We start from the raw sequence: 15,741 nt of genomic DNA on the forward strand, positions 1-15,741 counted from the left end.
CGGGTTCCGGCCTTTTTAATTCAACATAGTTTCAACAACTAACACCATTTTACTTAGGGCTGATTAATGATTGTAATCAGTTTTAACCAACTTCTAACCTTTCATTTAACTCCTGTAGGTTTTAAATTCCTTAAATTAGTACTTCCTAATCAAAAAAAATTACTTATGCCTAATTCAATAATAGGAGATAAGGAACTTCAACTCCATTTATCGGTAAAAAACAAAGCCTTAAGAGTAAATCTTAACGAAAACATATACGGCACCTTTGCCGAAATTGGCGCAGGACAGGAAACTGTACGAAATTTCTTCAGGGCAGGGGGAGCTTCAGGCACCATAGCTAAAACTATTAGTGCTTATGATAAGGACTTCAGCGATGCCATCTATGGCCTCGAGCCACAGGGACGTTATGTAACCGAGGCGCGGCTAAAAGCTATGCTTAGCTATGAAACAGACCTTATAGAAAAGCGTATTTCGAGGGACAAACATCCAAATAAACTTTTCTTCAGCTATGCAAACACGGTGGCAACTATTGATTTTGCCAAGAAATACAAAGGCCATGGCTGGCTGGGGATACGCTTTCAGGCCGAACCCAGGCAGGAATACAGCGAGATTATCATCCACGTTCAGTTTCATGAAACCAATGCCGCACTGCAACAGATTACCCTGGGAATTATGGGGGTAAATCTTATTTACGGCGCTTTTTATAACTATGATAATCCAAAAGTTCTTATTAAAAGTCTCTATGACAGCATAAGTAAGGATAAAATTGAGATTGATCTCATCAACTTTTCAGGGCCACTTTTTGAACATGTAGATAACCGTCTTATAAGTTTACAACTGGTAAAGAATGATATGACCCAGGCTGTAATGTTTGCTCCAGATGGAAACATGGTTCTCCCGGCCAGTATTCTTTATAAAAAGAACATTTTAACACTTCGGGGAAGTTTCAGGCCGGTTACCAAGGTCAATATGAGTATGTATGAAAAATCCCTGGAATTATTTCTGAAGGAAAAAAAGGTCGAAAAAGAGAAAACCATGGTGATCTTTGAAATGACCCTCTCCAATTTAAGAGCCGAAGGTGAAATCGATGAGCGGGATTTCCTTGCCCGCGCAGACTTGCTGTGTTCCTTGGGACAAACCGTAATGATCTCCAATTTTCAGGAATATTATAAAGTGGTTGAATACTTCTCTGTACATACCAAGGAGCGAATGGGTTTAACTATGGGAGTAAACACATTTATTGAGATCTTTGATGAAAAATATTATCGCCATCTAAGCGGGGGAATTCTTGAAGCCTTCGGAAAATTATTTTTCCGGGACCTTAAGATCTACCTCTACCCCCTTAAAAATCCGGAAACCGGGGAGATCACAACCAGTGACAACCTGAAGGTTCATCCACGTATGAAGGAGCTTTATAAATTCTTTAAAGACAATGGCAGGGTGGTAGATATTACAGATTATGATCCTGAAGTACTGGATATTTACTCTAGGGAAGTTTACAGGATGATCCAGGAAGGAATTCCGGGATGGGAAAATATGTTGCCGGAAACAACTACTGCTATGATCAAGAAAAAGCATATGTTCATGAAAGAACCGGCCCACAGTTAAAAAATATCTGTTATAAATTTTATCCCGGCCCTGCCCACGCAGGATCGGGATAATTTATTAAAAGACCTTTTCTTCCTCTGCCGCAGTAAAAGCACGAATCGCAGCATTGGGTTCAATAATATTATACCCACTCCAGAAGTCGGGATTATAAAGTTTAAAGGTTTTGTATTCAAAAGGCTCTGAGGTCTTCCGGGCTTTATACTGGGCTTCATCTACCTGTTGGGTTTCATACACCACCAATTGATGTTTGGTGACCTGTCCCGCATTGATCTTTATCTCCATATCCAGCTCATTTTGTTTTCTGCGCCCCGCCACAAACTTATTTTTTTCAATTATGGTCAAAGGACGGTCTATCCCAAAACTCTCGCCTTTTTCACGCTCCAGGTAACTTATATCATATTTTCCGTTCTCTGCCCGGGTAAATATCATCTTACCCCTGTAAACATCGCTTGCCGTGCTTATACCAAGTAACCTGAATTTTTTAAGTGGTTTTAAATTTTGATAATCAAGACGGTGAACCCCAAAATCTGCCGTATTCACATACATTTTTCCCTGAAAATTGGCTCCCCTTTTTGGCTTAAATGCAATAATATAAACAATAGAATTGTCCATTTGGGTATAGCCTTCTACCTCAAAATTATATTTGTTCTGTTTCTCAAATACATCAAGGCTTATATCCTCATTCCAGAACACACTTTTCAATAATCCCTGAATATTTGTTTGAGCAGAACTCTGTAAATATTTAAGCCTTTGTTGCTTGTCCTTTTCTTTTTGCTCATCGGTTTTTACAACCTCTTTCTTCTCTTCTTTCATTTCCTTTTCCAACTCCTTGGCATCAACCTTTACTCCCAGAATACCGGTCTTGATCTTCAGAAAAGAATTATTCTTCACATTCTCCCGCAGGATGCGTTCCAGTTTATCGGTTAATTCAGTAAGGCCCGCGGTACTTTGCGGATTATGAAGATTGGCAGCCTTAATTACCTGCAGCTTTTGAGAGGCATAATTTCCGTAGAGATCTCCCAACACCTCCTTATAACTATCAGACATTTTAGGCACCTTTCTGGAAATATTAGTCATCAAATCCTGGTTAATTTCCGGGAAAGTGCTCTTATCAACAATAAGATCAAACCTTCTTATATTATTTACATTAGATTCCCTGTAAAAGATCTTTTTATGGCTTAAGTCAAAATTGTAGTTGGAATTTACCCTTTGCTTAACCCGCTCCACAATTTGTTTCCCGCTTAAATTTTTGTTGGTAAGAAAAACATCTTTTAATTCAATATTGGCCGGTTTAATGTAGATCACCTGCTCTTTCAAAGCTTTAAGATCCTTTACCGTCAGTTTATATGGAAAATAACCCAGGGAGGAGATACTAAGGGAATCCTTATCTGAAAGTGAGGACCCAATGGAAAATTTTCCTTCTTCATTTGTAATTACCCCACTATGAGGACCGTATTGAACGGTAGCAAAAGGTACTGCTTGTTTGGATTGGGAATCCAATACCAGCGCTGTGGTTTCCTGTGCGAAAACCCCAGATGAAAATATAAGGGCGATGAAGAATATGGTTAAAAACGAACGCATGATCTTTTGTTTATCTTAAGACGTGTATTCGTGAAATATGTTACATACAAAATGCAATATTGAAGCATGATCACAAAAAAATCCCGCCTCTTTCGAACCGGGATTTCAATTTAAAGTGAATTAATTTTATTTGCTGCCTTCGCGCCCCTGCACCGGCCAGGTATCGTTTGTTGCATTAACATCTGGCAAGACTTTTTCAGGATCAATTGTAACACTTTGAACTACCTTGTCTGTTCTTAATAAATGCTTCCAGGTATCGCCTCTTTGCCATATTTCAACCGGTAAACGTACCTCCTCATCGCTGCCATCCTTATAAGTAACCTTCATTACCACCGGCATAGGAATATCGCCCGCGTTTGATACACTTATCACAAAATCTCCCTGAAATTCCTCTACATTTTCTATGGCAAGGTCTATATTGCCTGTTCCGTAAAACCATCCTTTCCAGAACCAATCCAGGTTTTCCCCGGCCACATTTTCCATATGATTAAAGAAATCATTGGGCTGCGGGTGCTTGTATGCCCATGTTTTTATATAGGAACGAAACGCATTGTCAAAACGCTCTTCCCCCAGTATATATTCCCTAAGAAGGAATAATCCAATAGCAGGCTTATAATAAGCGATCATCCCCAGGTTCTGTAAATTGGCAACATCTGGATAGGTATCAATTCCTTCCCTGTTTGGGTTTGTAAACCACCCCGTCATATTCCTCGTGCGGTTTAATCTTGACGGGTATTCGCCATTGTTAAAAGCAAGGGTACTGTAATGATTGATGAAAGTATTAAAACCCTCATCCATCCAGGCATATCTTCTTTCGTTGGTACCCACGATCATAGGAAACCAGTTATGGCCAAATTCGTGATCTGTTACTCCCCATAAAGCTGCTCCTTTGCTTTTCCAGCTGCAGAAGTTAAGCCCGGGATATTCCATACCTCCAATATCTGCCGCCACATTTATCGCAACCGGCCAGGGGTATTCAAACCATTTTTCAGAATAATGTTCTATGGAAGCCTTGGAATACTCTGTAGAGCGCGTCCAGGCATCAATTCCATCGCTTTCCCGTGGATAAGCAGATTGTGCCATTGTTTTTTTACCACTTGGTAAATTTATTCGCGCCGCATCCCAGATAAAAGCTTTAGAGGAAGAGAATGCTACATCACGTGAATTTTCAATTTTAAAATGCCAGGTCTGGGTGCCGCTCTTTTTAGCGAAAAGAGAGGGATTGCCCACTTCTTCCGGCTTAATAAGATATACCGTAGCGTCACTTTTGGAAGCCTGGTCCATGCGTTGTTTCACTGTTGGAGAAAGCACTTCACCGGGGTTTTGCAATTCCCCGGACCCAACCACTATATGGTTATAAGGCACGGTGATCTTATAATCAAAAGTGCCGTAATCATAATAAAACTCTCCTGCTCCCAGATAGGGTTCTACATTCCAACCAACCACATCATCAAAAACAGCCACCTGCGGGAACCACTGTGCCATGGCATAAATGGCACCGTCATTTACATCAAGACGCCCCATCCTGTCCATTCCTTCCACAGGGATCTTATATTTGAAATTCATGGATACCGTAGCTTTTCCACCTTTTGCCTTCACAGGTTGTTCAAAGAAAACCTGCATCCTGGTATCCTCAATTAAATGTTTGGTAGAAGTGCTGCGATCTACTTTTGCTACCAACCCTGTGATCTCATAACCACCTTCAACATCTCCGTTATAGCGGTTACCCTGAATTGGGGTGGTAAGGTAGCCACGGGAATCTGGTTTAAAACGGTTTTGCTCCAGATACATCCAGATAAATTCCAGATCTTCAGGACTATTATTAGTATAGGTTAGGGTGATCTTTCCGGTAATAGTGTGCTCAACATCATTAAGGCTGGCTTCAATTACATAGTCGGCAGCATTTTGCCAGTATTCGGGGCCGGGCTTCCCCGATGCCGATCTAAAATTATTGCCCTGCCGGTATGTAAAAGGGTTAAAATCTTCTTGATTGTTGGTGATTACTTCCTGCGCGTTGGAAGGCAGAACATACATAATTGCCCCCACCAGACCCACAGAGATCCTGGAAAAATAATTCATAGTGTACTAATTAATTTTTGCTAATTTAATTAAAGAATTAATAAACCCGCTTTTAAAAATATTTTAGGGTCCTAAATCTAAAGATTCCAAAGGGATCACCCAAAGGGAAGATTATAAGATGGCGGGCAGGATGAAATTATTAGGACAATTCCCCGGGGTTCGGGCGATTCTCAACCGGGGTGTTGAAATTGAGCTTTTCAATATCCACCACCGCATTGGCTGCGATCCTGGCCAGCACAAGAAACTTATCTGCCTTGGGAATAATCCCGTAGACCTTCATTTTTTCAATTCGCCCAAATAAATTTATCCCGTTGGATACCTCATACGGGTCTCCCATTTTTGCATTGAGTTCAACCAGGTGTTTTTCAATCTCCGCCTTAAAATTATACTTCATTTTATTCCTGATACTGCCCTGCATGAACTTATTTGCCATAAGTTCCAGGGAGTTATTCATAAGCCAACTGTCTGTATTGCCATCCAATTTGAAATCACTTACCCATACTTCCTGGGCTGCTTCATCAAATTCAAGGGCCACGTGAAGCCAGACGCGCCCAATTTTATTCCTTAACAATTTGGTGAGTGTCCTGAACTCCACATCTACCGCAAGGTCGTATTTCTCATCGGGGCTTTGCTCTATAGACATATCCAGAAGCTCTGCATAGGTGGTCACTTCCCCCGTGTCCTTTTCATCTTCAATAAGCTTGCCCACAACATTCTCCCTTAAAAATTCATTTATAGCAGCATAGGAAATGTTAACCGGTAAATTAATGTGAATATCATTCTCTGAAGCGTCTTCCAATGTTGTCATGATTTTGCTTTAAATCCCTTAGGGTTGTTGATTTTATCCAACTAAAATAAGGATTCCCAAAATAACCGGCACCAACATTAACATCTTGTAAACTTCCCAAGTCCCGGTTATTTTTCTATAATCGTTCCCGGCATAAATCCAAAATGCTTCTTAAAGGCTGAAAAGAAGAGATCTTTATTCCTGAATCCTGAGAGCCTGGAAACCTCTGCCAGATCAAAATTCCCTGCCGCAATTAGAGCTTTTGCAAACTCAAGTTTAGTTTTTATTACAAAATCATGTATGCTAAGGCCGGTCCTTTCCCTAAGCCGGGAGCTTAAAGTTACCGGAGTAATTCCCAGAGCCGCAGCTATTTCTTCCTCAGTGAAAGAGATGGTGGTTATATTTTGAACAATGAACTTTTCCAGCCTGCTTAAAACATCATCCTCAATTCCCTGCTTTAGTAACCTGCTGTTACGGGCGCTAAGATTTGCATTGGCAAAGGGCACGGGGAGGGACATTTCCAGTTTCTCTGCTATCATCTCCAGCAACACATCAATATTCACCGGTTTTTTAATGATGTTCAGGAGCTCATTTCCGGTATTATCAGGAAATTGAAGTTTTCCTGATTCAGGGATCATCAGGTATAACGGGATCAAATCAAGAGCAGGATCATTCCGCAGCGCCTTATTGAGGGCAAGCCCATCCATCCCCGGCATTTCAAGATCGGCTATAATAATGCTGGGGTTTAGTTTGGTGGCCAGTTCAAAAGCCTGAGCGCCGTTTTGAGCCTCATAGACATCTCCCAGTTTTCTTAGGGAAGCTGCAAAAACCTTTCTTAATTCGTCATTATCCTCAGCAATAATTATTTTTATCCTTCCCTGCCTTGCCTCCCTGGATAAGGTTTGCCTGGTTTCTTCTAGAGGTTCAATGGTCGTTTCTATAGCCGCTACGGAAGGAGATTCTACAAGAGGTTGTTCCTCTAACATGGCAACCGGACTATCTGTAAGTTCATTATCTGGCTGAGTCCCTTTTTTAACTTCAGCTTTATTATAGTTTTTCAAAATCAGGGTAAAAGTGGTACCCTGGTCCTTACTGCTTTCAAACCCTATACTGCCGCCCAGTTTCTCTATTAGATCCTTTACATAAAGCAGGTTTACCTCTCCTGCATTTCCTTTTGAGGAAACAGCTTTGGGGTTCCTGTAATATTCCCTTATGACCTTCTGGTCTTCATAAGGCAGCCCGGTTCCATTGTCGGCAATCTGTACTTTCAGGTCTCCCTTGTTGGTCTTGATCAAATTGATAATGATCTTCCCATCCTGAAAGGAATATTTAACCGAATTGGAAATAATATTAAAGAAGATCTTATTAAGATAGTTCACATCATAAAAGAAATACTCCTGGTTCCACTGGTTATTCACAATTATCTCCAGGCCTTTTTGCTTCAACAGGGGTTCAAGATCTTTGACCAGCTCCTGCATAAACCTTTTTACCGAAATTCGGGTGATACCCGGCTCCTGGCTTATTCTGCTGAAATTAATATTTTGGAAATTCAGGATAGGATCCAATAATTCCTTCAAACGGCTCACAATTCCTCTTATACGATGACTGTTCCCGGTTCCCTTCTCTTCAGAAATATTTTCCAGCGAGGCCAGCAAAATAGTTAAGGGAGTTCCTATCTCCTGACTTATATTTTTATAGACTTGAGAGCGGGCCTTTTTTATCCTGCGTTTTTTACCAACTTTAGTTAGAAGAAACGGTATTATTAATAATAAAAGAAGTGCCAGTGCGTAACCTGTTATGGCTGCCGGGCTTAACCACCATGGCCCGCTTATTTCAATAGAGATCTTTTCTGCCTGGCTCCACCCGCCATTTTCTGTGCCGGCTTTTACTAAAAATGCATAATTCCCTGGAGGCAGATTGGCATAATTCACCTGGTTCTGCGTCCCGGGGCGTGACCACTCAACATCATATCCCTCCAGTTTCCAGGAATAGTTTATTTGGCGGTCCATTCCGGGTTCTACCCCGTAGAAATTAAAACGAAGGGAATTTTCATCGTGTTCCAGGTTGAGTTCCCCGCCCCCACCTACAGATCGAATTTTTTTACCTTTCTTATTTTTAGAGTCCACTTCTACAGCTCCAATTACAAGACCCGGAACAGACTGTGGTTTGCTCTTTAATTTATCTGGACTAAAAATACTAACCCCCTTAAAAGTTCCAAATGCCAGTTTGTTGTCCAGCCTGGCAAAGCTGCCCCTTGTAAAAACAGGACTTAATAATCCGTCTTCCTTGTCATAAATGCGCATGTCCTGTGGGTTTCCTACCCTAAAGTTTACCAAACCTTTGGATGTCCCCGCCCAGATGTCATTACCCTCCTGCACAATAAGGCCCTGAACCCGGTTGGAAGGCAGGCCACCGGCCACATTTACCAATTTATAGGAATTTGAAACAGGCTCATAAATAATTATCCCGGCGCCTTCCGTTGCCAACAGGATCTCCCCTGCTGAAGTTTCGCTAATCGCATTAATGCCGAAGTAAGGAAGGCTTTGCGCGTTGGGCCTTAGTTTGTTTAAAGAGATCGCTTTATTGCTGTTTTTTTCTATTTTGAAAACACCATTTCTTCCAGCTGCAATGATATCTCCTGTAGAAAGTTGGCGCAAGGCTTCAATATCATTTAGGGGAAAATTCTCAATTTCATCATTCCCTTTAATTTTAATAAGGTTGCCAGCCTCTCCCCCGGCCCAGATATTTTTATTGGAATCTACCAGCAGCGCCTTCACATTGCGCAACCCTGTTTTTACCCTGGAATCGACCGAATAATGAGCCCGTAAAAGGGTGTTGATATTAACCTTGTAGATCCCATCATTACTGGTGGCTACCCACATATGCATCTCATCTGCCTTAAGATCCTTAATAACATCCGGGATATTGCTCTGTTGGGAAAAAGAAAGGTTCTTTAAATGCTGCCAGGAGTCATTTTTAGGGTTCCAGATACTCAGGCCCTGTCGGTTCCCAATCCAGATATTTCCGTTCCTGTCTTCGGCGATTGCGGTAGTATAATTATCGGCCAGGCTGGCAAATTTTTTAGGATCGTGCCGCAGGAATTCAAAATTATTTTCCCTTAAATTCAATGAATTGATCTGTCCGGAATCTGTAGAGATCCAAAGGGTATTATGCCTGTCCAGAAACAAACCATTGATGGTATTATCTGAAATCGAGAAATTATTATCCTCCTGAACAATATAATGCGATACCAGTTTGAGGTCCCGGTTCAGGATTAAAAGACCATCCCCTTTAGTGGCAATATAGAAATTACCTGAGCGATCCTGTGATAGTCCTGAAATTGGTAATTTTTGGGAAGAATAAGGCAGGCTGTAGATCTTTTCGGTTACCAAAAAATTGGGAAAGGTTCTGTAAAGACCATCTTCCAGTGTACCTATAAGATAAAATTCCCCTGTAAACAGCAGGCTTTGAACATTCAATTCCCGGGATCCTGCCAGGGAGACCTTTTTATATTTATTGCTGTTCTCATCCATCACGAACAGCCCTTTCGATGTCCCGAAAACTATTTGGCGGTTAACATACAGGAGTTGATGTACAGACTGTTCCCTAGGAAAGAAAGTAACAAGGCTAAGTTTCTCTCCTGCGTATTTCCAGATCCCGTTGCGGGCACCTATCCAAAGATCGCCATTTTCCCCTTCGGTTATACGCTGAATATTGCTTTGGGTACTGGGACGTTCCGACGCAATGGCAACAAAAAGGTTTTTGCCGGGGTCAAATTTTAGCAGGCCATTTTCCACTCCTACCCAAATATCATCCCGGGAATCTATAAAAATGCTGTTTATTTTTCCGGTGTTCTCCGGCAGGCCTTTAAAGATATTAAAGAATTCAGACCCACGCGAATTGTACTTTTCAATATGGGCGGTAGATGCTATCCAGAGATTCCCAACTTCATCCTGCTGCACGCCGTTTATATCCTGAAAATCCCCATTGACCTCGGTGAACTTTTCTATTTGTGGTATGCTTTGCGCCAGCCCCGGGGCACAGTTGATGGTCAATAATAAGAGAGTGCCTAAAAATCCTGTCCTTAATTTAAAATACCCCATTCTAAAATTTTAAATTCTCATAATATCAAATGATTTCCCGGGAATTCAAGGATTAACGCAGAATCTACCCCAATAATATACTCCCGGTAAAGCCATAAAATAACTACGCTTGAAATTACAGATATAAATAACTGTTTAATAGAGATTTAAAATTGATTTATTAAGAGGTTATTAACCATGGAAACCAGAGAACAAATTTAAATTCCAGGAGGTATACCGGAGAAAATACATAGGAACCTTTGACGCTGAAACTCTGTTTTATAAATGAAGTTTAAATGCAAAAAACGTATTTTTAGCTCCTTAATTCTTTCTAAAAAAAATCGTTATGGCACTCATTTTACCTGTAAAAGGCGTTCACCCCCAGCTTGGAGAAAATTGTTTTATTGCTGAAAATGCCACTATCACAGGGGATGTAGAAATGGGACAGCAGTGCTCTGTCTGGTTCAACGCGGTTATTCGGGGAGATGTAAATTCTATAAGAATAGGGAATAAAACCAATATTCAGGATGGGGCGGTAATTCACTGCACCTATGAAAAAGCTGCCACGGTAATTGGTAATAATGTTTCAATAGGTCACCGGGCCATAGTGCACGGCTGCACGGTAGAGGATAATTCCCTGGTGGGAATGGGCGCTATAGTGATGGACCATGCCGTGGTGCAAAAAAACTGTATTATTGCGGCGGGAGCCGTGGTACTGGAAAATACCATTTGCGAGGCTGGCCATATCTATGCCGGCATTCCTGCCAAAAAAGTAAAGCAATTGACCCAAGAACAAATTGATGGGCTTAAAAAAACCGCTAATAACTATGTGATGTACAGCGGTTGGTTTGAGGAGAAATAGAGGAAGATCTACTTAGTAATTTTTATTAGTAAAGAAGGCCGAAAATTACGAACTCAGGTTCTTTTCGTGTGCCATTAACAGGTTTTTGATATCTCTGTTATTCCCATATAGAACCATAATATCACCATAATAAAGGATTGTTTTTGCGGAAGCAACCTCCTGAACTTGGGTTACATTTTTCACAGAACCAATGCTGTTTTTCTCCTGGGTGATTTTTATAGTAGTTAACACAATGATATTATATTTACGTTTTAGTCCAATTTCTTCAAGACTTAAACCGTCATATTCCTTGGGGATCTCTGTTTCAACAATACTATACTCCCCGGTTACTTCAAAAGAATCTATCACGCCAATTAAATTCAGTTTTTTGGCCCAACGCTCAGCAGTTTCTTCTTCAGGATGAATAATTTCATCTACCCCCATAGCTTCTAATACAGTTTCCTGCAAGGGTGATACCGCCCTGCTTATTAACCTTTTTACCCGCATTTGTTTCATTAGGGCTGTAGCCATGATGTTGGCTCCTTTATCTTCTCCAATTCCTACAATTACTATATCTGTATCTTTTAATGGCAGTTTTCCCACTGCACTGATATCTGTTGCATCAAGGTTTACCGCATGTGTTATTTTGTCTTTTATGTTTTCTACCCTACTCATATTATTGTCTACACCTATCACTTCATTTCCCATTTCGGAAAGTTTTTGAGAAAGGGATGCTCCAAAATTCCCAAGACCAATTATTATATATTTCATAATTAATTAATTAAAATTTCTTCTGATGGATACCTGTAATTTAAATTTTTAACCCTTCTCATAACAGCTATTAACAGGGTTAACATACTAACCCTTCCTATAAACATAGTAAGGATCAAAACAGCTTTGGAAGCGGTACTGAATTGGGCTGTTATTCCCAAGCTAAGTCCCACCGTACTATAGGCAGAGAATACCTCAAAAGCAATATTTAACAAGTTCATTTCAGAATTAAATGATGCAATAAGAAAAATAGCGGTCCCAATTACCATTAAGGATAAGGCAATTATAGCAAAAGATCTGTTTATGGATACCTGGGCAATTTCCCGCTTAAAAACCTCCATGCGGTCTTTACCTTTAGCTATGCTCAAAAAATTAAGAATTGCAATAGCGAAAGTACTTGTTTTGATTCCCCCTCCTGTAGATGCTGGAGAAGCACCAATCCACATTAACAAGAATATTACTAAGATAGTTGAGAAATGCAATGCTGATGAGTCTACAGAATTAAATCCTGCGGTTCGGGGGGTGGCTGCTCCAAAGAACGAGGTAACAATTTTACCAAAACCGGAATGTTCAGCAAGGGTATTATCCACTTCAAAAAAATAGAACAACACACTTCCTCCCAGCAGTAATATAGCAGTAGTACTAAGTACAATTCTGGAATTAAGATTAAGGATCCAGGGAGTATAATGCATTTGATTAAGGGTGGTGATCTTTTGAAATTTCCTGCTTAAATTATATTTCAAATAGGTATAAAGATTAAATAGTATTGGGAAACCTATACCCCCCAAAATGAATAAAGCGGCAATAATAAGATGCAAGGAATAATTAAACCTAAAACCGGGTTCATATAAACTGTTTTGAAGGGTGGAGAAACCTGCATTACAAAATCCCGATATGCTGTGGAAAACCGAGAAAAAAAACTGGTCCGAAAAACTATTAAAAAGTCTGCTCCGTACTGAAAAAAATATCAATATAGCTCCCATAAATTCAATCCCAAAGGTGAGAATCAGAATTTTTTTAAGTACACTAAATACCTCACCAATTTTTTCTGAATTATTGATATTGCTTAAAAACAATTGATTTTCATAACTGGTTTTACCCCTGAAAAAATAACTGAAATAACTGGCAAAAGTCATAATTCCCAAACCACCAAGTTGTATTAAACCTGCAATTATTCCCTGCCCGAAAACGGTGAAATACGTTCCTGTATCTACTACAATAAGGCCGGTTACACAAACTGCACTGGTAGCGGTGAAAAGAGCGTCTATAGCTGTAATACCGCTATGTGTGGCCTTTGGTAACAAAAGTAAAAAGGTGCCTGAAATTATTAAAAGCAAAAAACTGCCTATAAATAAACGTGCAGGGTTTAAATGTTGGTTATTTAAATTTATTTGAAGATCTGAAAATTCCCGAATAAAAAAAAGAAATAGGACCAGATAGATCCACCCCATTTTATTCAGCATTTGAAATACCGCAAATTTCTCTCTGAGCACATCTATTTGAACTAACAATAAAATGCCGAAAAGTAAAATTAATGCCGAATCGAATAAAATAACTTTTCGCGCAGGCCTTTCCCTTTTGAAAATATACCGGAAAAAGATGGCAAAAATTCCAAAACTTAAAATAGAAAAATAAAAAATTCTGAAAAAATTTTTATCCTGGTCAACATGTGTAAAACCTACATCAAATATTAGGATCGCAATTCCAATAATGCTAAGAAAAAAGGATGCCCTTTGTATCAATAAAAGAAATTGAGCAGGGATAAATTGGGTTAACCTGGTGAAAACTTTCAATGCCAATAGAATTAAATGTTACCCTGCCTGTATGAATAATCAAGAAATAATAATAATATGAAAAGAAGGATTGCAAGAATAATTGCCGGCCATTTTAAATGCCCATAGGATTGTTCTTTATTTTTTTCCTTTTTAAGCTTTTCCAAAACGCTTTGTATATGCGTACAAAGTTAGCCTGAAGGATATAAGGAAAACATAAAGATTAAAGCCGTGGTATAAAAATTTTATAAAGAAAGTTATTATGTAAAACGATACCCCACTCCGCTTTCAGTAATGAAATGAACGGGACGGTTGGGATTATCCTCCAATTTCTTGCGCAGTTGTGCCACAAAAACACGAAGATACTGGGTTTCATTTTGAGCCCCTACCCCCCAAATTTCTTTTAAAATAAATTGATGCGTAAGTACTTTACCCAGATTTCTAGCAAAAAGTGCTAATAAGGTAAATTCAGTAGAGGTTAGTTTTACTATTTCACCCCTATGGAATACACTTCTGTTTGCCAGGTCAATCTTCAAATTGTTTACTAAAATCTCCGGTTGAAGGTCGCCGGAAATATTTTGACGCATAGAGGCCCTGATCCTCGCGAGTAGTTCTCCTGTTCTAAAGGGTTTTACAAGATAATCTGTAGCTCCATTGTCCAGGGCTTTAATTATATCCTTCTCGCTGTTTTGAACTGAAAGTATGATCACTGCTTTTTCATACCATTGGCGCAGATCAATAAGTAATTCATGTCCACTTTTATCCGGGAGCCCTAAATCCAGGATTATTAAATCGGGGGAATGGTTGGCTGCAAGATGCATCCCCTCCAAAGCATTTTGGGCTTGAATTACCTTATATTCATTAGCTTCCAGAGAGATTTGTAAAAGTTTTAGTATCTGTGGTTCATCGTCAATAACCAAAATTTCTCCATTATTCATTACTGTAATCTTTTGGATGAATACTCTCTGCCGGTAAATTTATAATAAATTCGGCACCACCTGTCTTTCTGTTTTTTATAAAAATGGTTCCATTTTGTGCTTTTGCAAACCCCTGGGCAATTGAAAGCCCTAAGCCTGTACCTCCCGCGGCAGTCTCGGGCAGGCGATAGAACTTCTCAAAGATCAATGATAATTTATCTTCAGGGATTCCTTTCCCATTATCTGCAATACTTACCACTGCACACCCATTTTCATATGTCGCTTTTATTTCAATTTTGCTTTTCGCAGGGGTGTATTGCAGGGCATTATGTAAAATGTTGTGAAAAATTTGTTCGGTAAGGGCTGCATCTATTTTTACCAGAGGCAATGTTTCATCTTCAGTAAACCTTATTTTTTCCGAAACGACCTCCTGAAAATTAAGATTAATAACTTTATATAAAATTTCATTTAGATCATGCCAGTCCTTTTGAATTTGAATAAAATCACTTTCAAGACGGCTCATATTCAATAAATTTCCTACCTGCCGGTTTAAGCGTTGACTCGCAGTTTCTATTTCTGCATAAAGTTCGGTAGCCTGGCTTTCAGAAAGTCTAGACTGGTGTTCCTGAAGGGTGTCAACTGCACTTATAACAGCGGCAATTGGGGTTTTCAATTCATGGGAAAGTGAATTGAGCATAGTATTATAAAGGGCAATTGTTTTTTCTTTTTCCTTCCGTCGCCTTGCAGTGGCTTCGGCTTTTCTAATTTTAGTGGTAAAAACGGCATTCATTACTGCAATTACAAAGTACATTAGAAATAATAAGGCATCCTCAGGAGTATTTATTTTAAATGTGTATTGGGGCGGAATAAATAAAAAGTTCCATATTAAGGCACTTAATACGGCCATAATAACCACTGGTAGAATTTCAAAAAAGATGGCCAGTATTGAAACTGCCAAAAGCAGTATAAGGGCTACCACATGGTAACCTATTAAGGGAATGAAAAAATAACAAACCAGCGATATGAACAGGATACTCCCAATTCCAATAAGATATTGAAGGGTTTTGGTAAGGCCAGTTTCATTTTTATTTTTCAAACCAAAAACTAATTTTAAAGTACATAGCTTAATATTCCTGATAAAGCTAAAAGAATTTTAGCCAAATGTCACGATAACAAAATTGAATATAGTAGTTATATTTTTGAATTATAAAAAAAACACAATGCAAATGGTGCTGAAGTTATTATCGAAAAAATCGATGCAAGGGTAAATCCCCCAAGAAGCAATGGAATTCCAACAATCCTA

General features: G+C 39.5%; 10 protein-coding genes. 2 read left to right on the forward strand and 8 right to left on the reverse strand.

Translation table 11 applies throughout. From position 1 onward, the window contains the following. The first annotated feature begins 165 nt into the window (after window positions 1-165). Complete coding sequence (locus FK178_RS09875) at window positions 166-1,608, forward strand: TonB-dependent receptor (RefSeq protein ID WP_146834275.1); 1,443 nt, start codon at window positions 166-168, stop codon at window positions 1,606-1,608. 57 nt (window positions 1,609-1,665) lie between these two features. Here the strand turns inward: FK178_RS09875 and FK178_RS09880 are convergent, their stop codons facing one another. From FK178_RS09880 to FK178_RS09895, 4 genes are all read right to left on the reverse strand, one after another. Continuing rightward, window positions 1,666-3,189: a carboxypeptidase-like regulatory domain-containing protein gene (locus FK178_RS09880; protein ID WP_146834277.1), complete on the reverse strand. Its 1,524-nt coding sequence runs from the start codon at window positions 3,187-3,189 to the stop codon at window positions 1,666-1,668. A 126-nt stretch (window positions 3,190-3,315) separates the two neighbouring features. Continuing rightward, window positions 3,316-5,268 carry a M1 family metallopeptidase gene (locus FK178_RS09885; RefSeq protein WP_146834280.1) on the reverse strand — a complete coding sequence of 651 codons (1,953 nt, stop codon included), beginning with the start codon at window positions 5,266-5,268 and terminating at the stop codon, window positions 3,316-3,318. Between the two features lie 139 nt (window positions 5,269-5,407). Further along, on the reverse strand, window positions 5,408-6,076 hold the full coding sequence (locus tag FK178_RS09890) for a DUF4403 family protein (protein WP_146834283.1): 669 nt from the start codon (window positions 6,074-6,076) through the stop codon (window positions 5,408-5,410). A 107-nt stretch (window positions 6,077-6,183) separates the two neighbouring features. Further along, entirely contained in the window at window positions 6,184-10,158 is a 3,975-nt protein-coding gene (locus tag FK178_RS09895) for a hybrid sensor histidine kinase/response regulator transcription factor (RefSeq protein ID WP_146834286.1), read from the reverse strand. A 325-nt stretch (window positions 10,159-10,483) separates the two neighbouring features. On the opposite strand from FK178_RS09895, the gene FK178_RS09900 reads away from it, so the two are divergent. Next, window positions 10,484-10,999, forward strand: coding sequence for a gamma carbonic anhydrase family protein (locus tag FK178_RS09900; RefSeq protein ID WP_146834288.1), 516 nt, complete (start codon window positions 10,484-10,486; stop codon window positions 10,997-10,999). Between the two features lie 45 nt (window positions 11,000-11,044). Here the strand turns inward: FK178_RS09900 and FK178_RS09905 are convergent, their stop codons facing one another. From FK178_RS09905 to FK178_RS09920, 4 genes are all read right to left on the reverse strand, one after another. Next, a complete protein-coding gene (locus FK178_RS09905; protein WP_146834291.1) occupies window positions 11,045-11,749 on the reverse strand; it encodes a potassium channel family protein in 705 nt (234 codons plus the stop codon). A 2-nt stretch (window positions 11,750-11,751) separates the two neighbouring features. Beyond that, window positions 11,752-13,542: a TrkH family potassium uptake protein gene (locus FK178_RS09910; RefSeq protein ID WP_240793811.1), complete on the reverse strand. Its 1,791-nt coding sequence runs from the start codon at window positions 13,540-13,542 to the stop codon at window positions 11,752-11,754. A 239-nt stretch (window positions 13,543-13,781) separates the two neighbouring features. Beyond that, on the reverse strand, window positions 13,782-14,459 hold the full coding sequence (locus FK178_RS09915) for a response regulator (protein WP_146834294.1): 678 nt from the start codon (window positions 14,457-14,459) through the stop codon (window positions 13,782-13,784). Next, on the reverse strand, window positions 14,452-15,534 hold the full coding sequence (locus FK178_RS09920) for a sensor histidine kinase (protein ID WP_240793812.1): 1,083 nt from the start codon (window positions 15,532-15,534) through the stop codon (window positions 14,452-14,454). Before FK178_RS09920 ends, FK178_RS09915 begins: the two co-directional genes overlap by 8 nt. Window positions 15,535-15,741: the final 207 nt, after the last annotated feature.

The sequence above is a fragment of the Antarcticibacterium arcticum genome, from assembly GCF_007993795.1.
Lineage (GTDB): Bacteria > Bacteroidota > Bacteroidia > Flavobacteriales > Flavobacteriaceae > Gillisia > Gillisia arctica.